The 20,947-nt window shown below is 71.4% G+C and carries 22 protein-coding genes; 14 read left to right on the top strand and 8 right to left on the bottom strand.

Annotation, left to right across the window (positions count from 1 at the left end):
• Window positions 1–231: 231 nt before the first annotated feature.
• A complete protein-coding gene (locus tag RKD20_RS30720; protein ID WP_424880537.1) occupies window positions 232–1,851 on the bottom strand; it encodes an MFS transporter in 1,620 nt (539 codons plus the stop codon).
• A 66-nt stretch (window positions 1,852–1,917) separates the two neighbouring features.
• Between RKD20_RS30720 and RKD20_RS30715 the strand changes: the two genes are divergently transcribed.
• Genes RKD20_RS30715 through RKD20_RS30705 form a run of 3 tightly spaced genes read left to right on the top strand, consistent with a single transcriptional unit; the run spans window position 1,918 to window position 4,740 of the window.
• A complete protein-coding gene (locus tag RKD20_RS30715) occupies window positions 1,918–2,553 on the top strand; it encodes a TetR family transcriptional regulator (RefSeq protein ID WP_424880536.1) in 636 nt (211 codons plus the stop codon).
• A 54-nt stretch (window positions 2,554–2,607) separates the two neighbouring features.
• Complete coding sequence (locus RKD20_RS30710; protein ID WP_424880535.1) at window positions 2,608–3,825, top strand: alpha/beta hydrolase; 1,218 nt, start codon at window positions 2,608–2,610, stop codon at window positions 3,823–3,825.
• A gap of 57 nt (window positions 3,826–3,882) precedes the next feature.
• On the top strand, window positions 3,883–4,740 hold the full coding sequence (locus tag RKD20_RS30705) for a DUF4429 domain-containing protein (RefSeq protein WP_424883364.1): 858 nt from the start codon (window positions 3,883–3,885) through the stop codon (window positions 4,738–4,740).
• Between the two features lies 1 nt (window position 4,741).
• Here RKD20_RS30705 and RKD20_RS30700 read toward each other — a convergent pair whose 3' ends face one another.
• Both RKD20_RS30700 and RKD20_RS30695 read right to left on the bottom strand, forming a co-directional pair.
• On the bottom strand, window positions 4,742–5,758 hold the full coding sequence (locus RKD20_RS30700; RefSeq protein WP_424880534.1) for an aldo/keto reductase: 1,017 nt from the start codon (window positions 5,756–5,758) through the stop codon (window positions 4,742–4,744).
• A complete protein-coding gene (locus RKD20_RS30695) occupies window positions 5,755–6,222 on the bottom strand; it encodes a MerR family transcriptional regulator (protein WP_020116113.1) in 468 nt (155 codons plus the stop codon). The genes RKD20_RS30700 and RKD20_RS30695 overlap by 4 nt, the downstream gene beginning before the upstream one ends.
• Window positions 6,223–6,319: 97 nt before the next feature.
• Between RKD20_RS30695 and RKD20_RS30690 the strand changes: the two genes are divergently transcribed.
• The gene (locus RKD20_RS30690) at window positions 6,320–6,790 is read left to right on the top strand and encodes a GNAT family N-acetyltransferase (protein ID WP_424880533.1); all 471 of its coding nucleotides are present in this window, start codon (window positions 6,320–6,322) and stop codon (window positions 6,788–6,790) included.
• Window positions 6,791–6,809: 19 nt separating this feature from the next.
• Window positions 6,810–7,625, top strand: a complete 816-nt coding sequence (locus RKD20_RS30685) for a serine hydrolase domain-containing protein (protein ID WP_424880532.1) — start codon at window positions 6,810–6,812, stop codon at window positions 7,623–7,625.
• On the opposite strand, the gene RKD20_RS30680 is transcribed toward RKD20_RS30685, so the two are convergent.
• Entirely contained in the window at window positions 7,622–8,275 is a 654-nt protein-coding gene (locus RKD20_RS30680) for a pirin family protein (protein WP_020116116.1), read from the bottom strand. The genes RKD20_RS30685 and RKD20_RS30680 overlap by 4 nt on opposite strands.
• 93 nt (window positions 8,276–8,368) lie before the next feature.
• Here RKD20_RS30680 and RKD20_RS30675 point away from each other — a divergent pair, with 93 nt between their 5' ends.
• The 5 genes from RKD20_RS30675 to fabF all read left to right on the top strand — a co-directional run bounded on the left by RKD20_RS30675 (window position 8,369) and on the right by fabF (window position 13,283).
• Complete coding sequence (locus RKD20_RS30675) at window positions 8,369–9,574, top strand: PucR family transcriptional regulator (RefSeq protein WP_020116117.1); 1,206 nt, start codon at window positions 8,369–8,371, stop codon at window positions 9,572–9,574.
• Between the two features lie 89 nt (window positions 9,575–9,663).
• On the top strand, window positions 9,664–10,587 hold the full coding sequence (locus tag RKD20_RS30670; protein WP_424883363.1) for an ACP S-malonyltransferase: 924 nt from the start codon (window positions 9,664–9,666) through the stop codon (window positions 10,585–10,587).
• A 16-nt stretch (window positions 10,588–10,603) separates the two neighbouring features.
• Entirely contained in the window at window positions 10,604–11,599 is a 996-nt protein-coding gene (locus RKD20_RS30665) for a ketoacyl-ACP synthase III (protein ID WP_424880531.1), read from the top strand.
• Between the two features lie 78 nt (window positions 11,600–11,677).
• A complete protein-coding gene (locus RKD20_RS30660; RefSeq protein ID WP_007381745.1) occupies window positions 11,678–11,926 on the top strand; it encodes an acyl carrier protein in 249 nt (82 codons plus the stop codon).
• Window positions 11,927–12,011: 85 nt separating this feature from the next.
• A complete protein-coding gene (gene fabF, locus RKD20_RS30655) occupies window positions 12,012–13,283 on the top strand; it encodes a beta-ketoacyl-ACP synthase II (RefSeq protein WP_020116120.1) in 1,272 nt (423 codons plus the stop codon).
• 77 nt (window positions 13,284–13,360) lie between these two features.
• Here the strand turns inward: fabF and RKD20_RS30650 are convergent, their stop codons facing one another.
• Window positions 13,361–13,855 carry a DUF3145 domain-containing protein gene (locus RKD20_RS30650; protein WP_007381747.1) on the bottom strand — a complete coding sequence of 165 codons (495 nt, stop codon included), beginning with the start codon at window positions 13,853–13,855 and terminating at the stop codon, window positions 13,361–13,363.
• Window positions 13,856–14,105: 250 nt separating this feature from the next.
• Here RKD20_RS30650 and RKD20_RS30645 point away from each other — a divergent pair, with 250 nt between their 5' ends.
• Window positions 14,106–14,990: an SGNH/GDSL hydrolase family protein gene (locus RKD20_RS30645; protein ID WP_424880530.1), complete on the top strand. Its 885-nt coding sequence runs from the start codon at window positions 14,106–14,108 to the stop codon at window positions 14,988–14,990.
• Between the two features lie 10 nt (window positions 14,991–15,000).
• Entirely contained in the window at window positions 15,001–15,972 is a 972-nt protein-coding gene (locus RKD20_RS30640) for an aldose epimerase family protein (protein WP_424880529.1), read from the top strand.
• Between the two features lie 86 nt (window positions 15,973–16,058).
• On the opposite strand, the gene RKD20_RS30635 is transcribed toward RKD20_RS30640, so the two are convergent.
• Window positions 16,059–18,512: a glycoside hydrolase family 3 protein gene (locus tag RKD20_RS30635; RefSeq protein WP_424880528.1), complete on the bottom strand. Its 2,454-nt coding sequence runs from the start codon at window positions 18,510–18,512 to the stop codon at window positions 16,059–16,061.
• Between the two features lie 103 nt (window positions 18,513–18,615).
• Between RKD20_RS30635 and RKD20_RS30630 the strand changes: the two genes are divergently transcribed.
• Window positions 18,616–19,197, top strand: a complete 582-nt coding sequence (locus tag RKD20_RS30630; protein WP_020116125.1) for a TetR/AcrR family transcriptional regulator — start codon at window positions 18,616–18,618, stop codon at window positions 19,195–19,197.
• Window positions 19,198–19,200: 3 nt separating this feature from the next.
• On the opposite strand, the gene RKD20_RS30625 is transcribed toward RKD20_RS30630, so the two are convergent.
• A complete protein-coding gene (locus tag RKD20_RS30625) occupies window positions 19,201–19,524 on the bottom strand; it encodes a YrdB family protein (RefSeq protein WP_424880527.1) in 324 nt (107 codons plus the stop codon).
• Between the two features lie 11 nt (window positions 19,525–19,535).
• A complete protein-coding gene (locus tag RKD20_RS30620; RefSeq protein WP_424880526.1) occupies window positions 19,536–19,925 on the bottom strand; it encodes a RidA family protein in 390 nt (129 codons plus the stop codon).
• Window positions 19,926–19,983: 58 nt separating this feature from the next.
• On the opposite strand from RKD20_RS30620, the gene RKD20_RS30615 reads away from it, so the two are divergent.
• Window positions 19,984–20,940, top strand: coding sequence for a LysR family transcriptional regulator (locus RKD20_RS30615; protein WP_424880525.1), 957 nt, complete (start codon window positions 19,984–19,986; stop codon window positions 20,938–20,940).
• Window positions 20,941–20,947: the final 7 nt, after the last annotated feature.

Genomic DNA, 20,947 nt, shown 5'->3' with positions numbered 1-20,947 from the left:
GTTCGTCTCGGGTTCAACGATGCGAGTACCCCGGTCCCCGGGGTTAATCCTCCGGCCTTGCGGCGCGCCGCCCCCCTCCGGCAGCGCGCCGCAGCGCCGTCCGCCCTCCGCGGCGTACGAGCCTGCCGTGCGGAGGGCTTGACTTACTGTGACCTGCGGCGCGTACCGGAGGCGAGAAATCTTTAGCCTCTTCACCCTGATAGGCGAAGTTCGCTGACGTCTCGTCAGGCGTCAGATGTGGCCGACGCCCGCACCCGCCTCCGCGTTCTCGCCGCGCTTGGTGAGCAGGGCGACCAGGACCGCGAACGCGGCGACTCCCGCGGCGACCAGGGACGCGAGGCTCATGCCGGAGATGAAGGTGTCGTGGGCGACATCGGTGATCTTCGCGACGATCTCCGGCGGGGTCCCCTTGGCGACCGGGGCCACGCCCACCTGGACCGCCTCCGACGCCTGGTCCAGCTGGGCCGGCGTCAGCGGCGGCAGACCCGCGTCCTTCCAGTTGCCCGCGAGGTCGCCGTCCACCTTGGAGGCCATCACGGCGCCGAGGACGGCCGTACCGAGGCTGCCGCCGATCTGCATCGCGGCCTGCTGGAGACCGCCGGCCACACCGGAGAGCTCCATGGGCGCGTTGCCCACGATGACCTCGGTGGCGCCGACCATCACGGGCGCGAGGCCGAGGCCGAGCAGCGCGAACCAGAGGGACATCAGCGCGCTGCCGGTGTCCGTCTCAAGCGTGGACATGCCGTACATGGCGATCGCGGTGGCCGCCATGCCGCCCGCCAGCGGGATCCGCGGACCGAGCTTGGTGATCAGCGCGCCCGCGAGCGGGGAGCCGACGATCATCATCCCGGTGAGCGGGAGCAGGTGGAGACCGGCGTCGATCGGGCTCATCCCGTGCACGTTCTGTAGATAGAAGGTCACGAAGAACAGGCCGCCCATGAACGCGATCGCCATGAGGACCATGAGCACCACACCGGCCGACAGCGCCACCGAACGGAACAGCCCGAGCGGGACCAGCGGCTCCTTGACCTTCGTCTCCCAGAGGGCGAACAGCCCGAAGCCCACGACGGAGGCGACGATGAAGGTCCAGGTCAGTCCGTCGCCCCAGCCCCAGGTCGGGGCCTTGATGAGCGCCCACACCAGGCAGAACATGGCGGCGGACAGCAGGGCTATGCCCAGGAGGTCGAAGGAGCGCGGGGCGTTCTCGGCGCGGTGGTCGAGGAGGATCAGCACCCCGAGGACGAGGGCGAGGACACCCACCGGCACGTTGATGAAGAACACCGACTGCCAGTTGACGTGTTCGACCAGGACACCGCCGAGGATCGGGCCGCCGGCGGTGGAGGCGCCGATGACCATGCCCCAGATGCCGATGGCCATGTTGAGCTTCTCGGCCGGGAAGGTGGCCCGCAGCAGACCGAGCGCGGCCGGCATCAGCAGGGCGCCGAACAGGCCCTGCAGCACCCGGAAGGTGACGACCGCGGCGATGCTGCTGGACAGTCCGATCGCGCCCGAGGCGGCGGCGAAGCCGACGACGCCGATCAGGAAGGTCTGGCGGTGGCCGAAGCGGTCACCGAGCTTGCCGGCGGTGATCAGGGCGACCGCCAGCGCGAGGAAGTAGCCGTTGGTGATCCACTGGACGTCCGCGAAGCTCGCCTTGAGGTCGGCCTGGATGGCCGGGTTGGCGATGGCCACGATGGTGCCGTCGAGGGCCACCATCATGACCCCGACGGCCACGGTCAGCAGGGTGAGCCAAGGGTGGCCGCGCAGTCCCGAGGCGGCCGGCTGATCCGACGGGGACTGTGACGCCCGGTCCCCCGGCCCCGTCGTGTCGATGGTGGTCTGACTAGTCATGCGTTCGAGGCTAGTGACAGCCGCTGACAATTGACAAACCAATTCACAAGTCGGTAACTGACACCAATGGACACACTGCGCGAACGCAAGAAACAGCGCACCCGGGAGGCACTGCTGCGGGTGGCGATCGAGCTGTTCACCACCCGGGGCTACGAGCAGACGACCGTCGACGACATCGCCGACGCCGTCGGGGTCTCGCAGCGCACCTTCTTCCGCTACTTCGCCGGCAAGGAGGACGCCGCGCTCGCCCTGGACGCGATGACGGTGAGCAACTTCGTGGACTCCGTACGCGCGCGTCCGCCGCACGAACCCCCGCTGGAGGCGCTGCGCCAGGCCGTGCTCCAGGGGTGGGACACGCTGCACGAGGTCGTCGAGTCGGTCGTGCCGGTGGAGCGGTTCCTCGGCATGTACCGGGTGATCGAGTCGACGCCCGTCCTGCTCGCCGCGCATCTGCGGCGCTCGGCCGAGGTCGAGGAGGTGCTCACCCGGGTGCTGGCCGAACGCGAGGGCCTCGACGCGGCCACCGACCCGCGGCCCAGGCTGCTGGTGGCCGTCTTCAGCGGAGTGATGCGGGTGACGGAACGCCAGTGGTCGACCGACGGGGAGTTCAGCCTGGAGGCGATGCGCGCGCTGACGGTCTCCCACCTCGAACTGCTGGGTCCCGCGCTGACCGGCAAGTGGGTCCCCTACACCAAAACGTGATACCCGTCACTGGATTAACCCGAGACCGTCCCGTTCTCCTAGTGTGTCCTTTCAGTGACTTCCTTCGACACCTCCCCGCAACTCAACGTCTGGCGCGCACTGCTCGCGCTGGCCGTGGTGTTCGTGATGCTGGCGACCACCGGCTGGACGGCGCTGCGCAACCAGCGGGAGGCCGGTCCGCTCCAGGCCTCGCTCGAGTCCTGGGCGCACGGCCGCCTCCACGGACACCGGCTGCCCGACCCGGACACCGGCCCCGCCCAGCTCACCCGCTTCTTCGCCTCGCTCAGCTCCCAGGAGCGGGTCCGCCTCGCCCAGGACTACCCGCTCGCGGTCGGCAACATGAACGGCGCCCCCGTGGCACTGCGCTACCAGGCCAACCGCCTCGCGCTCCTCCAGGCCCGTGCCGTCGAGCGCACCCGCATGCACGACGCCCGGCTGACGCCGGCCGGCCAGCAGGAGGCGGGCCGCCGTATGCACCGCTTCGAGGCGCTGACCGCCCCGGACCGCCACATCCTCGCCTTCGACCCCGACGGCTCCGGCCGGGTCGCCGAGGTCTTCGGCGACCTCGGCTCGGCAGAGCGGGTCTCCGTCGTCGTGCCCGGCGTCGACACCGACGTGCTCACCTTCCAGCGCACGAATCGCAGTTACTCCGCTCCGGTCGGCATGGCCCAGGCCCTGTACCGGGCCGAGCGGAAGGCGAGCCCGGCCACGCGTACGGCGGTGATCGCCTGGGCGGACTACACGGCACCCGCAGGACTCGGCATCGACTCGGCCACCGCGATGCGCGCCGAGAACGGCGCCGTCCGGCTGAACGCGCTGGTCCGCGCGCTGCCCGGCACCTCGCCCGTCTCCCTGTTCTGCCACAGCTACGGCTCGGTGGTGTGCGGGGTGGCCGCGCACAAGCTGCCCGGCCGGGTGGCCGACATCGCGGTGGCCGGCAGCCCCGGGATGCGGGTCTCCAACGCCTCCCATCTGCGCACCACCGCGCGGGTGTGGGCGATGCGGGACGCCGACGACTGGATCCAGGACGTGCCGTACCTGGAGGTGGGCGGGCTCGGCCACGGCGCCGACCCGGTGTCCTCCGCGTTCGGCGCGCGCGTGCTGTCCGCGCAGGGTGCGGACGGTCACGCCGGTTACTTCGAACCCGGAACGGAGAGCCTGTTCAACTTCGCCGAGATCGGCATTGGCGCGTACCGCTCGGTGCAGTGCGCCCACGAGGACGAAGCCTGTCGCGCCGGTTTGTCCGGCACGGCCACGGCCGGACGCGCGTAGAGGCCGCAGGAAGTGCGGTCTGCGCGAGGAGGGACGAAGGAGCTCGTGCCGAATACGATGACCCGCATGGGTGACGTACTGGCCGGATTTCATGCCGCCTGGGAGTTCGAGTCCGACTCCGTGCTCATCCGCTACGAACGGGGGATTCGCACACCGAAGCTCTTCCAGGCGCTGGGGGAACGACGGATCCCGCTGGAGGCGATCTCCGGGGTGACGCTGACTCCCGGCAAGCGGGGCACGGTGGTGCTGCACGCCGAGCCGCGGCCCGGGGCGGACCCGCTCATGGAGGCGGCGGCGGGGCAGCTGAAGGAAGGGTGCGACCCCTACCGGCTGGTGCTGCCGGCCGACAAGGAGACGCTCGCCGAGTACTACACGGACGAGCTGCGCGCGCTCCTGAAGGAGGACGACGAGCCGGCGGACCGATTCCTGGTACCGGCGCCCGAGGTGCCGTTGCAGTTCAAGGCGTACGACGGCAAGGCGAGCTTCGACGGCAGTACCGTGCGCTTCCGCTGGTTCTGGACGGGAGCGTCCTCGGCGAAGTGGAAGGCCGGCGACCAGAATTTTCCGGTCTCCGAGCTGACGGGCGTCGAGTGGCGGTCGCCGGAGGTCTTCGAGGGGCATCTGCGATTGCTCCGCGGTGAGCCGGGGCCGGTGCAGGCGGACCAGGATCCGGCGGCCGTGGTGTTCGGGCTCGGGTACGGGCCGGTCCATGAGTCCCTGCCGTTCGCGGCGGCGGTCCTGGCGGCCGTACGGCGACGAGGACCCGCGACGGCGGTCCCGGCCGCGACCGCGCCGCGCCGGGACCCCGCCGACATCGCCGAGCGCATCCGCCACCTCGGGGAACTGCACCAGGCCGGCCTGGTCACCGACGAGGAGTTCTCCGTGAAGAAGGCGGAGTTGCTGGCGGAGCTCTAGCTCACTCGCGGCCCGCGGACGAGAACCGCATGTCCGCGTACCGGTCGCCCGCCACCTGGCCCGCGATCGGCTCGAGCAGCTCCAGCTCCTCCTTCGTGAGCTCGATGCCCGTCGCCGCCGCGTTCTCCTCGACCCTGCTCGGCTTGCGGGTGCCCGGGATCGGGATCACCGGCAGGTCGTGGACCGTCGTCTGCTGCTGGACCCAGGCGAGCGCGATCTGGCCCAGGGAGACCCCATGGGCCTCGGCGACCGTGCGGACCGGCTCCAGCAGGGCCGCGTTCGCCGCCGCGTTGTCGCCGGTGAAGCGGGGCTGCTGGCGGCGGAAGTCGTCGGCCGTGAGGTCCTTGTCGGCGTTGCTGAAGGAGCCGGTGAGGAAGCCGCGGCCGAGCGGGGAGTACGGGACGAGGGCCACGCCCAGTTCGCGGGCGGCAGGGACCACCTTGGCCTCGATGTCCCGGCTGAACAGGGACCACTCCGACTGCACGGCGGCGATGGGGTGGACGGCCTGGGCCGCGCGCAGCTCCGCCGCGGTGACCTCGCTCAGACCCAGGTGCTTGACCTTGCCCTCGCGCACCAGCTCGGCCATGGCGCCGACGGACTCCTCGATCGGCACGTTCACATCGCGCCGGTGCATGTAGTAGAGGTCGATCGCGTCGACGTCCAGGCGCTTCAGGCTCGCCTCGACCGCCTGGCGGATGTAGGGCGGGTCGTTGCGGATGATCCGCCTGGTCGGGTCGTCCGGCGGTATGGACAGGGCGAACTTGGTGGCGATCACGACCTCGTCGCGGTGGGCCTTGAAGAACGGGGACAGGAACTTCTCGTTCTCCCCCTGGCCGTAGGCGTCCGCCGTGTCGTAGAGCGTGATGCCGAGCTCCAGGGCGCGCTCCAGGGTGGCCCGGGACGCCTCCGCGTCCACGGGGCCGTACGCGAAGCTCATGCCCATGCAGCCGAGTCCCTGGACGCCGACCTCCGGGCCGGTCTCTCCCAGTCGTGCGGTGGGGATCCTGCTGTCGGTCATCCTGCCTTCTCCTTCTCCCAGTCGGCGCTGCCGGCCTCGGCGTAGAAACTGATCTTGTGGTCGAGCACGGCGAGGGTGTCCTGGAGCTCCGCGATCCGGGCCAGCACGTCCCGGCGGGTCGCCTCAAGGAGCTTGAAGCGGTCGCCGAAGGTCTGGTCGCCCTCCCGCACCAGTTCCGCGTAGCGCACCATGTCGGCGACCGGCATGCCGGTGAGCCGGAGCTTGCCGACGAAGGCGAGCCAGTCGAGGTCGCGGTTGCTGTAGCGGCGCTGGCCGGTGTGCGAGCGGTCGATGTGCGGCATGAGGCCGATGCGCTCGTACCAGCGCAGGGTGTGCGCGGTCAGGCCGGTGAAGGCGACGACCTCGCTGATCGTGTAGCTGTCCTGGCCGTTCGGGCGCCGGTGCGGGTGCGGCGGGGCGGCACAGCTGTCGGTCCTGGTACTTGTGGTCTCCATCACCGTCATGGCCTCAACGCTATGGCCTTGGAGTGCACTCCAAGCAAGCGGTACCGGTAAGAAATCGGCAGGACGCGCCCCAGGTGCGGTCGCTAGCGTGCGGACCATGAGTCTCGTACGCCGTGCCACGACCGAGGACGCCGAGGAAGTGCTGCGTCTGCGCCAGGTGATGATCGACGCTCTGCCCGGCGGGGACGCCTCCACAGCGTGGCACGCCGAGGCGCTGCCGTCGCTGCGGCGGAAGCTGGGCGAGGCCGACGGGGACTTCGCCGCCTTCGTCGTCGACCACCCGGACCGGCCGGGGGCGCTGGGCGCGCTGGTGGTCGGGACGGTCGACTACCGGATCGGCAAGGCGGGCAATCCGCACGGGGTGGCCGGGTACGTCTTCAGCGTCGCCACCGACCCGCAGGCGCGTCGGCGCGGGTACGCGCGGGCGTGCATGGACGAACTGCTGGCGTGGTTCCGCGAGCGGGGCGCCGGGCAGGTCATGCTGACCGCGTCCCAGGACGCCGAGTCGCTCTACGTCTCGCTCGGCTTCGTCCACAAGCCGGACCCCACGATGATTCTGAAGCTCTGAGCCGCTTACGCTCGACGGCATGTCCTTGCAGAGCCTCGCGTTGATCGAGAACTGGCCGGTTCCCACCGCTGCGGCGGGGGTGGTCCGGGCCGACGGCACGGTCCTCGGCACCCACGGTCCGACCGGCCACCGCTTCCCGCTGGCCTCGGTCACCAAGCCGCTCGCCGCGTACGCCGTCCTCGTCGCGTACGAGGAGGGGGCGGTCGAGCTCGACGAGCCGGCCGGGCCGAGCGGATCGACGGTGCGGCACCTGCTCGCGCACACCTCGGGGCTGGCCTTCGACGAGCACCGGGTCACCGCCCCGCCCGGGGAGCGGCGGCTGTATTCGAACGCCGGGTTCGAGCAGCTCGGGGACCACCTCGCCAAGGCCACGGACATCCCGTTCGCGGAGTATCTGCGGCAGGCGGTCCTGGAGCCGCTGGGCATGACGTCGACGTCCCTGGAGGGCTCGCCCGCGAAGGACGGCGTGTCCACGGTCGGGGATCTCCTCCGGTTCGCGGCGGAGGTGCAGGCGCCCCGGCTGCTGGACCCGCGCACGGTCGCGGAGGCGATGACCGTCCAGTACCCGGGCACGAAGGGCGTCCTGCCCGGCTACGGCCACCAGAACCCCAACGACTGGGGCCTCGGCTTCGAGATCCGCGACGGCAAGTCCCCGCACTGGACGGGGAGTTCCTCGTCCCCTCGCACCTTCGGGCACTTCGGCCAGTCCGGCACCTTCCTGTGGACCGACCCGGACGCGCGGGCGGCCTGCGTGGCGCTGACGGACCGCGCGTTCGGGCCGTGGGCGGTCGAGGCGTGGCCGGCGTTCACCGACGCCGTCCTGGCCGAGCTCTAGGACATCTCCCACACCAGCAGTTCGGCCGGGGTCACCGCCACCAGGTCCAGCTCCTTGGCCTCGGTGACCCGGGCCGCGTCACCGGCTCCCAACTCCTCGCCGTCCAGCCGCACTTCCCCCCGCACGACATGGACGTACAGGTGGCGCCCGTCCGGCACCGCCGTCCGCTCCCCCGCACCGAGCCGCCGTACGTGCAGCATCGCGCCCGCCTCGGGGATCGCGTACGGCGTCGAGTCGGCGATCCCGCGGACGATCTCGTACGACGGCTCGCCGCCGGGCTCCAGGGGTGCCAGCCAGGTCTGCACGAAGGTCAGCGGGGTCTCGGCGTCGTTGCGCTCGACGTGCCGGACGCCCGCGGCGGCGCTCAGCCGCTGGACGTCACCGGGCCGTACGACCGTCTCGTGCCCGGTGGAGTCCCGGTGCGTCAGCTCCCCCTCGACCACCCACGTCACGATCTCGGTGTGGCTGTGCGGATGTTCGTCGAACCCGGCCCCGGGCAGCAGCCGCTCCTCGTTGCAGGCGATCAGCGCGCCGAACCGGAGGTTGTCGGGGTCGTAGTGCGGACCGAACGAGAAGGCGTGCCACGACTCGATTCCGGTCCCGGGGTCCCCGCCTGGGTAGCGCTCCGCGGCGCGCCGTACGTCCGTCACGGCACCACGGTAGTGCCAGGGCGGGCCGCCCGTGGGGTCTCGGGCGGTACCCGGCGGCGCGCACTGACGTCCGGATAAGGCAGTCTTGTCCCCGTGCCCGAACCCGAACACCGCAAGTCCGACCCCGCCGCACGCGCCCCCCATGCTCATGCCGCGACCCTGAGGCGGCTGGAGAAGTCGTCCGGGTCGCTCGCCCAGCAGGCCATCACGCGCATGGACGAGACGCTGCCGTGGTACCGGGCGATGCCCCCGGAGAACCGTTCCTGGATCGGGCTGGTCGCCCAGGCCGGTATCGCGGCCTTCACGGAGTGGTTCCGGCGTCCGGACGCCCCGCAGGCCATCTCCACCGACGTGTTCGGGACCGCTCCCCGTGAGCTGACCCGGGCCATCACACTGCGGCAGACCGTGGAGATGGTGCGCACCACCATCGAGGTCATGGAGAGCGCGATCGACGAGGTCGCCGCCCCCGGTGACGAGTCCGTGCTGCGTGAGGCCCTGCTCGTGTACGCCCGCGAGATCGCCTTCGCCACCGCGCAGGTCTACGCCCAGGCCGCCGAGGCACGCGGTGCCTGGGACGCCCGGCTGGAGTCGCTCGTGGTGAACGCGGTGCTCAGCGGGGAGGCCGACGAAGGGGCCGTGAGCAGGGCGGCGGCTCTGGGGTGGAACGCGCCCGAGCATGTGTGTGTCGTGCTCGGCACCGCTCCCGACGGCGACTCGGAGCTGACGGTCGAGGCCATCCGGCGGGCCGCCCGGCACGCCAAGCTCCAGGTGCTGACCGGGGTGCTCGGGGCCCGGCTCGTGGTGATCGCGGGCGGCAGCGACAACCCGCTCGCCGTGGCCAAGTCGCTGATCGGGCCCTATGCGGCCGGACCCGTGGTCGCCGGGCCCGTGGTACCCGATCTGCTCGCCGCGACCCGCTCCGCGCAGGCGGCCGCCGCCGGTCTCAAGGCGTGTTCCGCCTGGCAGGACGCCCCGCGCCCGGTGCTGGCGGACGACCTGCTTCCGGAACGCGCGATGGCCGGTGATCCCAGTGCGCGCGAGCAGTTGGTGGAGGAGATCTACAGACCGCTGGAGGAGGCCGGTTCCGCGCTCCTGGAGACGCTCTCGGTCTACCTCGAACAGGCGTCCAGTCTGGAGGGTGCGGCCCGGATGCTCTTCGTGCATCCCAACACCGTGCGCTACCGGCTTCGACGTGTGACTGACGTCACCGGCTGGTCACCCTCCGATGTACGTTCGGCGTTCACCCTGCGCATCGCGCTCATCCTGGGGCGTCTGGCCGACGGAGATCTCCAGCCCTAGGCTTTTGTCGGGGGCCCACAAAACCCCCTCGTGTTCTTCGTCCCTGTCCCCACGGGCGGCTTGGGCCGCCCTCAAGAGAGAGTGTGAGAGTGCTCGTACTCGTCGCTCCCGGCCAGGGCGCCCAGACGCCCGGCTTCCTGACCCCCTGGCTCGAACTCCCCGGTGCCGCGGACCGCGTCGCCGCGTGGTCCGACGCCATCGGACTGGACCTCGCCCACTACGGCACACAGGCCGACGCGGACGCCATCCGCGACACCTCGGTGGCCCAGCCGCTGCTGGTCGCAGCCGGGATCCTGTCCGCCTCGGCACTCGGTGACACGGCCACGATCGCCCCGGGCGCCGTCGCCGGGCACAGCGTCGGTGAGATCACCGCCGCGGCCTTCGCGGGCGTGCTGGACGACGCCGCCGCCCTCACCCTCGTACGCAGGCGGGGTCTGGCCATGGCCGACGCCGCCGCGATCACCGAGACCGGCATGTCGGCGCTGCTCGGCGGCGACCCCGAGGTCTCCGTGGCGCACCTGGAGAAGCTGGGTCTGACCCCGGCGAACGTCAACGGCGCCGGGCAGATCGTCGCCGCGGGCACGCTGGAGCAGCTCGCCGTCCTGAACGACGACAAGCCCGAGGGCGTCCGCAAGGTCGTCCCGCTGAAGGTCGCCGGCGCCTTCCACACGCACCACATGGCCCCCGCGGTCGACGCGCTGGCCAAGGCGGCCGCCGACCTGACGCCGGCCGACCCGACGCTCACGTACGTCTCGAACAAGGACGGGCAGACCGTCGCCACCGGCGCCGAGGTGCTGGAGCGGCTGGTCGGCCAGGTCGCCAACCCGGTCCGCTGGGACCTGTGCATGGAGACCTTCAAGGAGCTCGGCGCCACCGCGTTCATCGAGGTCTCCCCCGGCGGCACGCTGGTCGGCCTCGCCAAGCGCGCGCTGCCCGGCGTGAAGACGCTGGCCCTGAAGACCCCCGACGACCTCGACGCTGCTCGCGAGCTCATCGCCGAGCACAGTGCCTGAGAAGGAGCACGAGAGCATGTCGAAGATCAAGCCCAGCAAGGGCGCCCCGTACGCGCGCATCCTCGGTGTCGGCGGCTACCGCCCGACCCGGGTCGTGCCGAACGAGGTGATCCTCGAGACGATCGACTCGTCCGACGAGTGGATCCGCTCGCGCTCCGGCATCCAGACCCGCCACTGGGCGAACGACGACGAGACCGTCGCCGCGATGTCGATCGAGGCGTCCGGCAAGGCGATCGCAGACTCCGGGATCTCCGCCGAGCAGATCGGCGGCGTGATCGTCTCGACGGTCTCGCACTTCAAGCAGACTCCGGCCGTGGCGACGGAGATCGCCGACAAGCTGGGCACGAACAAGGCCGCCGCCTTCGACATCTCGGCGGGCTGCGCGGGCTTCGGCTACGGCCTCACCCTCGCCAAGGGCATGATCGTCGAGGGCTCGGCAGAGTACGTACTTGTCATCGGCGTGGAGCGGCTGTCCGACCTCACCGACCTCGAGGACCGGGCCACCGCCTTCCTGTTCGGCGACGGTGCCGGCGCGGTCGTGGTCGGCCCGTCCGCGGAACCCGCCATCGGCCCCACGGTCTGGGGCTCCGAGGGCGACAAGTCCGAGACGATCAAGCAGACCGTGGCGTGGACCGAGTACGACTCCACGGGCAAGTTCCCCGCGATCACGCAGGAGGGCCAGGCGGTGTTCCGCTGGGCCGTGTTCGAGATGGCGAAGGTCGCCCAGCAGGCGCTGGACGCGGCCGGGATCAGCCCGAGCGACCTGGACGTCTTCATTCCGCACCAGGCCAACGAGCGGATCATCGACTCGATGGTGAAGACGCTGAAACTGCCGGAGCACGTCACGGTCGCGCGTGACGTGCGCACCACCGGCAACACCTCGGCCGCCTCGATCCCGCTCGCTATGGAGCGGCTTCTGGCGACCGGTGAGGCGAAGAGCGGCGACACCGCGCTCGTCATCGGATTCGGGGCGGGTCTCGTCTACGCCGCCACTGTCGTTACCCTCCCCTAGGCACTCCGTGCCGGACCGACCGGTCCGGCACGGGAAGCACTGCCAACCCTCTGATCAAGAAAACGAAGGAGCGCCCCCATGGCCGCCACTCAGGAAGAGATCGTCGCCGGTCTCGCCGACATCGTGAACGAGATCGCCGGCATCCCGGTTGAGGACGTCCAGCTGGACAAGTCCTTCACCGACGACCTGGACGTCGACTCGCTGTCCATGGTCGAGGTCGTCGTCGCCGCCGAAGAGCGCTTCGACGTCAAGATCCCGGACGACGACGTCAAGAACCTCAAGACGGTCGGCGACGCCACCGACTACATCCTCAAGCACCAGGCCTGAGCCACTGCTTGGGTCGGACGCTGACCGGCCCCGCCACCCGGCGGTGGCGCCGCTTAATCCTCGTACCGTTGGAGAAAGATTTCCCGTGAGCCCGACCAATCGCACCGTGGTCGTCACCGGTATCGGCGCAACCACACCGCTGGGTGGCGACGCAGCCTCTACCTGGGAGGGTCTCGTCGCCGGCAAGTCCGGCGTCAAGCCCCTGGAGCAGGAGTGGGCCGCTGACCAGGCGGTCCGTATCGCGGCACCCGTCGCCGTGGAGCCGACCGAGGTCATTCCGCGGCCGCAGGCCCGGCGCCTCGACCGTTCGGCGCAGTTCGCGCTGGTCGCCGCCAAGGAGGCGTGGGCCGACGCGGGCTTCGAGGGCAAGGCCGGTGAGGACCAGAAGGTCGACCCGGACCGCCTCGGCGCCGTCATCGCCTCCGGCATCGGTGGCGTGACGACTCTCCTCGACCAGTACGACGTGCTGAAGGAGAAGGGCGTCCGCCGCGTCTCCCCGCACACCGTTCCCATGCTGATGCCGAACGGCCCCTCGGCCAACGTGGGCCTGCTGGTGGGCGCCCGTGCGGGCGTGCACACGCCGGTCTCCGCCTGCGCCTCGGGCGCCGAGGCCATCGGCTACGCCATCGAGATGATCCGCACCGGCCGCGCCGACGTCGTCGTCGCGGGTGGCACGGAGGCGGCGATCCACCCGCTGCCCATCGCCGCGTTCGGCAACATGATGGCGATGTCCAAGAACAACGAGAACCCCGAGGGCGCCTCGCGTCCCTACGACATCGCCCGGGACGGCTTCGTCCTCGGCGAGGGCGCCGGTGTCGTCGTCCTGGAGTCCGCGGAGCACGCCGCCAAGCGCGGCGCGCGGGTGTACGCCGAGGCGGTCGGACAGGGCATCTCCGCCGACGCCCACGACATCGTGCAGCCCGAGCCGGAAGGCCGGGGCATCTCGGCCGCCCTGCAGCACCTGCTCGACAACACCGACCTGAACCCGGCGGAGATCGTGCACGTCAACGCGCACGCCACGTCGACCCCGGCCGGTGACATCGCCGAGCTCAAGGCGCTGCGCAAGGTGTTCGGCGACGACGCCGACCACTTCGCCGTGTCCGCCACCAAGTCGATGACCGGTCACCTGCTCGGTGGCGCGGGCGGCGTGGAGACGGTCGCGACCGTCCTCGCCCTCTACCACCGGGTGGCTCCGCCGACCATCAACGTCGAGAACCTCGACCCGGAGGCGGAGGCCAACGCCGACGTCGTCCGCGGCGAGGCGCGCAAGCTGCCCGTGGAGGGCCGTATCGCCGCGCTGAACGACTCGTTCGGGTTCGGCGGGCACAACGTCGTACTGGCGTTCCGCACGGTCTGAGAACCGTCCGTACGCAACGGAAGGGCCCCCACCGGTCGGTGGGGGCCCTTCATGTGTACGGCACGTCTGCGGCGGACTCACACCACCTGGTGCAGCCAGCGGACCGGGGCGCCCTCGCCCGCGTACCGGAACGGCTCCAACTCGTCGTCCCAGGGCTTGCCGAGGAGCTTGGCCAGCTCGGCCTCCAGGTCCGTCTCCCCGCGCTGGGAGCGGGTCAGGGCCGCGCGCAGGCGGTCCTCCGGGATCAGGATGTCGCCGTGGATGCCGGTGACGGCGTGGAAGATGCCGAGTTCGGGGGTGCAGCTGTAGCGCTCGCCCTCCGCAGTGGGGCAGGGCTCGGCCGTGACCTCGAAGCGCAGCAGGTGCCAGCCTCTGAGGGCGGAGGCGAGCTTGGACGCGGTGCCCACCTCGCCCTTCCAGGAGAACTCCGAGCGCCAGGTGCCCGGCGCGGCCGGCTGCCGGATCCAGTCGAGGTTGACGCGCGTGCCGAGCACCCCGGCGACGGCCCACTCGACGTGCGGGCACAGCGCGCGCGGCGCGGAGTGCACGTACAGAACTCCACGTGTCGTCACCGGGACCTCCGGGCAGAGCGGGACAGGTCTTGCTGGCCGGCACGGCGGCGATGCCGACCGGCCACGTTGATGGCGAGGCTACCGTGCGGCGGCGCAAGGAGTGTGACGTACCGTCGGTCCCGATGCCCCGAAACGCCCGCCATTCACCCGGCAGGACGCTAGTACGGGTGTCGATCGTTCCCTCGGGGCCACCGGGAACTCTCGTGCGTTGTTATGAGAGGACCACCATTTCACGAGGGGAACACCACGGATGCGGAAGCAGGGCCACCGCTCGCGGGCCGTCGTCGCCGTCCTGACGGCGGCTCTTGTGGGCCTCGCCGGCTGCGACGCCGTGGGCGGCGACTCGGCGGCTCCCACCCAGAAGCCCAAGCCCTCGCCGAAGCCGACTCCGGCGTGGGACAGCAGCCCGGCCTCGATCGCCGCCGTCGGCGACTCCATCACCCGTGGCTTCGACGCCTGCGGAATCCTCAAGGACTGCCCCGACGTGTCCTGGGCCACCGGCGGCAGCACCCAGGTCGACTCCCTCGCCGTCCGGTTGCTGGGGCGGGCGAAGGCGGCCGAGCGGAGCTGGAACTACGCGGTGTCCGGGGCGCGGATGGCCGACCTGCCCACGCAGATGGCACAGGCCGCCTCGCGCACACCGGCGCTGGTCACCGTGATGGTGGGCGCCAACGACGCCTGCCGGGACTCCACGGCGGCGATGACGTCGGTGTCCGACTTCCGCGCCGGCTTCGAGGACGCGCTCGGCGTGCTGCGCAAGCAGGCGCCCAAGGCGCAGGTGTACGTGGCGAGCGTGCCGAACCTCAAGCGGCTGTGGTCCCAGGGCCGTGGCAATCCGCTGGGCAAGCAGGTGTGGAAGCTGGGTGTGTGCCCGTCGATGCTGGCCGACGCGGACGCCCTGGACGCGGCGGCGACCGAGCGCCGGGACACCGTGCAGGAGCGGGTGGAGTCCTACAACACCGTGCTGAGGCAGGTGTGCGCCAAGGACGAGCGGTGCCGGTACGACGGCGGCGCGGTGTACGACTACCGGTTCGGCACCGACCAGCTCAGCCACTGGGACTGGTTCCATCCGAGTGTGAACGGACAGGCGCGGCTGGCGGAGATCGCTTACCGCAAGGTCAGGTCCGTGTCCTAAAGTTCCGCACATGAACGAACTCTTCGCCACACTTTCCGATGGGACACCGGTGCACCGCTGGACCCTGGAGCGCGCGGGCGTCCGGGTGCGGATCCTGTCCTACGGCGGGATCGTGCAGTCGGTCGAGGTCCCGGACCGGGACGGCCGGACGGCGGACGTGGTGCTGGGCTTCGCCGGTCTCGAGGGGTATCTGGAGCACTCCGGTCCGTATCTCGGTGCCCTCGTCGGGCGGTACGCGAACCGGATCGCGGGCGGCCGCTTCGAGCTGGACGGGGCGACGTACGCGCTCGCACCCAACAACGCGCCGAACTCCCTGCACGGCGGTGAGCGCGGCTTCGACAAGCGGGTGTGGGACATGGAGCCGGCCGGTGCGCACGGGGTGCGGTTGAGCCGGGTCAGCCCGCACGGCGAGGAGGGCTTCCCCGGGCGTCTTGAGGTCTCGGGGACGTACAGCCTTGACGAGTCGGGTGCGCTGCGGATCTCGTACGAGGCGGTCACCGACGCGCCGACCGTCGTCAACCTGACCAACCACAGCTACTTCAACCTGGCCGGTTCCGGGAACGCGGGCGGGCACGAACTGCGGATCGACGCCTCGCGGTTCACCCCGGTCGACGCGGATCTGATCCCGACGGGGGTCGAGGAGGTCGCGGGCACCCGGTTCGACTTCCGTCAGGGGCGCAAGGTCGGTGCGGGCTACGACCACAACTTCGTGCTCGACAAGGGGATCACCGAGCAGGCCGTCGAGGTCGCCGAGTTGTACGACCCCGCGTCCGGGCGGGTGCTGACGGTGGCGACCACCGAGCCGGGGCTCCAGCTGTACACCGCCGACCATCTGCCCGAGCCCTTCGCACCCGGCGACGGCGTCGCGCTGGAGACCCAGCACTTCCCCGACTCCCCGAACCGCCCGGAGTTCCCGAGCACGGTGCTGCGGCCGGGCGAGGTGTACCGGTCGCAGACGGTGTACGGCTTCGGTACGCGCTGAGCGCTTCGGTACCCGCTGAGCACGAACGAGCCCCGGCCCAGGGGTCAGGTCCCGGGCCGGGGCTGCTTGTGTGAGGGCTCTGCCCTCTACGATGAGACGTTAATCGTCGCGGTGACCCTGCGGTCCCCGATCGAGCGCCCCACCTGGATTTCGTACGAACCCTTCACATACGCCCACGATGAGGTCTTCTCGTCCCAGATCTCGAAGGCCCGGCGCGGGATCTCCACGGTGACCTCGACGCTCTCGCCGGGGCCGGCCTCGGCCCCCGCGAACCCGGCGAGCCGGCGGGCCGGACGCTCGGCGTCGGGTTCGGCGGGTGCCAGGTAGACCTGGACGACCTCGCGGCCCAACCGGGCACCGGAGTTGCGCAGCCGGACCCGGACGGTGATGCCGCGGACCTCGACGGACTCGTAGGTCCAGTCGGTGTAGCCCAGCCCGTGGCCGAAGGGGTAGGCCGGGGTGCGGCCCTCCTTCTCCCAGGCCGAGTATCCGATGAACACACCCTCGTCGTAAGGGAGTTCGCCGCCCTGGGGAGTGACCCGGGTGACCGGGGCGTCGGCCAGGGTGCCCCAGGTGGTGGGGAGGCGGCCGCCGGGCTCGTGGGCGCCGGTCAGGACGTCGGCGAGGGCCGCGCCGCCCTCCTGGCCGGGGAACCAGCCGAGCAGGACGGCGGCGACGTCCTCGCGCCAGGGCAGCTCCACCGGGGAACCGGAGTTGACGATCACGACGGTGTTCGGGTTGGCGGCGGCGACCGCGCGGACCAGCTCGTCCTGCCGGCCGGGCAGGGTCAGGTCCCGGCGGTCGTAGCCCTCGGACTCGACGCGCTCGGTGGTGGCGACCACGACGACGGCGGTGTCGGCGGCGCGGGCGGCCTCGACGGCCTCGGCGATCAGTTCGTCGGGGTCGCGCTGGGGGTCCTGGTGGGCGAGGGTGAAGGCGATGACCTTCATCGGGATGTCCTCGGGGAGGACGACGACGTAGGTCAGGGAGATGTCGACCGGCTCGCCCGCGGTCAGTTCGACCCGGGCGCGGGGCTCGGGGGCGCCGAAGAAGGTGATGAAGGGGTCGTCGCTGTCGGTGCTCTGGACGTCGTCGTAGTACGTCGTGCCGTCGACGACCAGCTTGAAGGCGCCGAGTCCCTTGATGCCGAAGGTGTGGACGCCGCTCTCGCGCGGGGTGAAGTTGCCGGTCAGCTCGACGGTGTGCAGGCGGTCGTGGGTGACGCCTCCGGGCAGGTCCGAACCCATCCACTGGATCAGGCCGTTGGGGGCGGAGGCCGTGCCGATGACCTCTCCGGCCGGGTCACGGCAGACCGCTGTGAGGCTGAACCCCTTGTCGGCCACGGAGAGTTCGGTGTTGGGGTCGGCGCCCACGACGTAGGTGAGGGTGCCGTCGGGGAGGGCGGCGGTGAGACCGTCGAGCGGGGAGACGACCCGGTCCGGGAAGACGGTGGCGGAGCCGCCGCCGAGGACCCGGGCGTCCCGGGCGGCGGCGCCGATGAGGGCGACCGTGCCGGCCTTCAGCGGCAACGCCCCCTGGTTGCGGACCAGGACGAAGGCGCGGCGGGCGATCTCGCGGGCCAGCTCGGTGCCGTCGACGGTGTCCGGGAGCTCGGTGACGACGGGTTCGGCGCCGTCCAGGATGCCGACGCGGGCTGCGAGCCGCAGCACGTTGCGTACGGCGGTGTCGACCGCGCTCTCCTGGACCTCGCCGTCCCGCACCGCCCGGGCGAGGGCTTCGCCGTAGACGGTCGTCGGGCCGGGCATGGCGACGTCGAGGCCGCCCTCGATGGCGCCCTTGGTGGAGCGGGCGGCCATCCAGTCGGAGACGTTGTAGCCGTCGAAGCCCCATTCCCCGCGCAGGACTTCGTTGACGAGGCGGTGGTGCTCGGTCATCGTCGTGCCGTTGACCGTGTTGTAGGCGGTCATGATGCCCCACGGGTGGGCGTTCTCGACGATGTGCTCGAAGGGCGCCAAGTAGAGCTCGCGCAGGGCGCGTTCGGAGACCAGGTTGTTCACCGTGAAGCGGTCGGTCTCGGCGTCGTTGGCGACGAAGTGCTTGACGGTGGTGCCGACCCCGCCCTCCTGGACACCGGTGACGTACCCGGCGCCGATCCGTCCCGTCAGGTACGGGTCCTCGCTGTAGGCCTCGAAGTGCCGGCCGCCGAGCGGGGAGCGGTGGAGGTTGACGGTGGGGGCGAGCAGGACGTGGACGCCCTTGCGGCGGGCCTCCTGGGCGAGCAGCCGGCCGGCCCTGCGGGCGAGGGCGGGGTCCCAGGTGGCGGCCAGCGCCGTCGGGGAGGGCAGGGCGATCGACGGGTCGTCGGCGCTCCAGCGCACGCCCCGGACGCCGATCGGGCCGTCGGACATGACGAGGGAGGCCAGGCCGATCCCGGGAAACGCGGGCAGGGTCCACATGTCCTGGCCGGCCAGGAGCGCCGCCTTTGCGTCGAGGTCGAGCGCGGCGAGTGCCGCCTCGACGGCCGCCTCGCGGGCCTGGTCGGCGGGGGTGGTGCCCTCGGGTCCCTCGGGTGCCGCCATGGCGGTGCCTCCTCGTTGAAGTCCGTGCGGTCCTCACATCGTGCCCCGATTACCTGGCGAGCGGTAGGTTTAGTTATCTCGCCGTTACATTCAGCTGAGTGGCATGTCGTACGGTGACGCCATGAGCGCCAGGACCAGAAGCGGGGAACGCCGGGCCGAGATCATCCGGGCGGCCCTGGAGGTCATCGCCGAGCGCGGCTACCGGGGCGCGAGCCTCGCCGCGGTGGCCGAGCGGGTCGGCCTGACCCAGCAGGGGCTGCTGCACCACTTCCCGACGAAGGACGCGCTGCTGGTCGCGGTCCTGGAGGAGCGGGACAGGTGGGACGCGGTGCCGAACGGCAGCTGGCGCGTCGACCTGCTCGCCTCGCTCGTCGAGTACAACGCGATGCGGCCCGGCATCATCCAGACCTTCTCGGCGCTGCTCGGCGAGAGCGTCACGGAAGGGCATCCGGCACGGGAGTACTTCACCGACCGCTACAGCCGGGTGCGCGCGTCGATGGCGGTGGCCCTCCGCACGGAGTACGGCGACCGCCTCCCCAACGGGCTGAGCCCGGAACGCACCGCGCCGCTGCTGGTCGCGGTCATGGACGGACTCCAGTACCAGTGGCTGCTGGACCCGGAGTCGGTGGACATGCCGGGCGCGTTCCGGGACTTCCTGCGACTGCTGGGCGAGACGGTGGAGTGAGGGTCACTGGCTCCAGACGGCGGCGAGTGTCTTGCCGAGCAGACAGACGACGGCGAGGGCGAACGCCCAGACGTGGGCCCCGGCGGCGAACAGGGCGGCGGCGCCCGCCCCGAACCACAGCAGCTCGAAGCCGACGCGACCGGCCCCGCTCGCCTTGTACTTCGCGCGCGGCGAGCCGAACAGCGCCCACAGGGCGACGAGTACGGCGGGTGCGGCGAGGCCGAGCAGCCAGGGCGCGCCGACGTCCCGGGTGAACCCCCAGTAGGCGGCACCCGCCAGGGCGCCGAGCTCGATCAGGAAGAGAACGCCCAGGTTGGCTGCCTTCATGGGCGGCAGTATCACCCGCCCGCCGGCACCGCCGCCACGACTTCGATCTCGATCCGCGCCTCGGGCCGGAAGAGCCGGGGCACCTCGAAGGTCATGCTGGTGGGCGGGGTGCCGGTGATGAACTCCCGTCGTACGGCGCCGTACTGCTCCAACTCGGAGATGTCCGTGAGGTAGGTGCGGATGTTGATGATGTCGGCCAGGCTCGCGCCGTGCGCCGCCAGCAGCGCGGTGAGGGTCTCGAAGACGCCCCGGGACTGTTCGGCGAGCGTGGCGCCCTCGGCGATCTGCCCGGAGACGAACAACAGGGCGCTGCCGTCGGCCTGTTCGACGCGGGCGACCTGGGAGTAGTAGGGGCTCAGGGGCTGGGGCGCGCCGGCGGGGTTGTCCAGGGTGATCTGCATGGGGTCGACGCTAGGTCCGCCCTTGCGATGCGACAAGCGAATGTCCAGCATGGCTGTCATGCCGAACCCGCATCACAAGGCTCTCCCTCCCGACCTCGCCACCGTGTGGCTGCGGGTCTTCCTGGAGGTCGCCCGGCACGAGTCGTTCACCGTGGCCGCGCGCACGCTGGGCTGGACGCAGTCGGCGGTGTCCCGGCAGATCGCCGCGCTGGAGGGGGCGTTGGGCGGGTCGCCGCTGTTCGACCGGCTGCCCAGGGGTGTGCGGCTGACGGAGGCGGGGCGGGTGCTCGTGCCGTACGCGGAGACCGTCACCGGGGCGCTGCACGGGGCCGCGCGCGAGCTGGCGGCGCTGCGCGAAGGGGCGGGCGGGCGGCTGCGGTTCGGGGCGTTCCCGACGGCGGACGCGGCCCTGGTCCCGCACGCCCTCGGCGCCTTCCGCACCCGCCGTCCGGGCGTGCGGGTCTCCCGCGAGGAGGGGCTCACGCCGTCGTTGCTGGACCGGCTCACCGAGGGACGGCTGGATCTCGCGGTCGTCTCCACGACCGGCGGGGCGCCCCTGTCGGCGTACGAACTGAGCCATCTGCTCGACGAGTCGCTGTACGTGGCCGTCCCGGCCGGACATCCGCTGGTGGACGAGGGCGGTGGGCCGGTGCGGCTCGGGCGGCTCGCGGACGCCGACTGGATCTCCGGGAGCCCGCGGCCCGAGGGGACGCTTCTCGACGTGGCCCTGCGGCAGGGCTTCCGGCCGCGGATCGCGCATGTCGTCGGCGAGTGGACCGCCAAGCAGGGCTATGTCGCCGCCGGGCTCGGGGTGACGCTGGTCCCGGCGCTCGCCGCGGAGTCCGTGCGGCCGGACGTCGTGCTGCTCCCGGTGCTCGACGAGGGCGCTCCGGCGCGGGCGGTGTACGCGGCGACACCGCGGGGGCGGTCTGTCACGCCGGCCGTGGAGGCGTTCGCGGAGGCGCTGCGGGAGGCGGCGGGGCGGATTCCGGGCACCTCGCCCCCCATGGCGTAGACCACTT

It is taken from the genome of Streptomyces sp. SLBN-8D4 (genome assembly GCF_049739545.1).
In the GTDB taxonomy this organism is placed as follows: Bacteria; Actinomycetota; Actinomycetes; order Streptomycetales; family Streptomycetaceae; genus Streptomyces; species Streptomyces canus_C.
This window is presented reverse-complemented; position numbering and strand designations above follow the sequence as displayed.

What these genes read in the sequence shown, in the direction of transcription:
- RKD20_RS30720 (WP_424880537.1), bottom strand. Translation starts at nt 1,851, where the DNA reads ATGACTAGTCAGACCACCATCGACACGACGGGGCCGGGGGACCGGGCG.
- RKD20_RS30715 (WP_424880536.1), top strand. Translation starts at nt 1,918, where the DNA reads ATGGACACACTGCGCGAACGCAAGAAACAGCGCACCCGGGAGGCACTG.
- RKD20_RS30705 (WP_424883364.1), top strand. Translation starts at nt 3,883, where the DNA reads ATGACCCGCATGGGTGACGTACTGGCCGGATTTCATGCCGCCTGGGAG.
- RKD20_RS30700 (WP_424880534.1), bottom strand. Translation starts at nt 5,758, where the DNA reads ATGACCGACAGCAGGATCCCCACCGCACGACTGGGAGAGACCGGCCCG.
- RKD20_RS30695 (WP_020116113.1), bottom strand. Translation starts at nt 6,222, where the DNA reads ATGACGGTGATGGAGACCACAAGTACCAGGACCGACAGCTGTGCCGCC.
- RKD20_RS30690 (WP_424880533.1), top strand. Translation starts at nt 6,320, where the DNA reads ATGAGTCTCGTACGCCGTGCCACGACCGAGGACGCCGAGGAAGTGCTG.
- RKD20_RS30685 (WP_424880532.1), top strand. Translation starts at nt 6,810, where the DNA reads ATGTCCTTGCAGAGCCTCGCGTTGATCGAGAACTGGCCGGTTCCCACC.
- RKD20_RS30665 (WP_424880531.1), top strand. Translation starts at nt 10,604, where the DNA reads ATGTCGAAGATCAAGCCCAGCAAGGGCGCCCCGTACGCGCGCATCCTC.
- RKD20_RS30660 (WP_007381745.1), top strand. Translation starts at nt 11,678, where the DNA reads ATGGCCGCCACTCAGGAAGAGATCGTCGCCGGTCTCGCCGACATCGTG.
- RKD20_RS30645 (WP_424880530.1), top strand. Translation starts at nt 14,106, where the DNA reads ATGCGGAAGCAGGGCCACCGCTCGCGGGCCGTCGTCGCCGTCCTGACG.
- RKD20_RS30640 (WP_424880529.1), top strand. Translation starts at nt 15,001, where the DNA reads ATGAACGAACTCTTCGCCACACTTTCCGATGGGACACCGGTGCACCGC.
- RKD20_RS30635 (WP_424880528.1), bottom strand. Translation starts at nt 18,512, where the DNA reads ATGGCGGCACCCGAGGGACCCGAGGGCACCACCCCCGCCGACCAGGCC.
- RKD20_RS30630 (WP_020116125.1), top strand. Translation starts at nt 18,616, where the DNA reads ATGTCGTACGGTGACGCCATGAGCGCCAGGACCAGAAGCGGGGAACGC.
- RKD20_RS30625 (WP_424880527.1), bottom strand. Translation starts at nt 19,524, where the DNA reads ATGAAGGCAGCCAACCTGGGCGTTCTCTTCCTGATCGAGCTCGGCGCC.
- RKD20_RS30620 (WP_424880526.1), bottom strand. Translation starts at nt 19,925, where the DNA reads ATGCAGATCACCCTGGACAACCCCGCCGGCGCGCCCCAGCCCCTGAGC.
- RKD20_RS30615 (WP_424880525.1), top strand. Translation starts at nt 19,984, where the DNA reads ATGCCGAACCCGCATCACAAGGCTCTCCCTCCCGACCTCGCCACCGTG.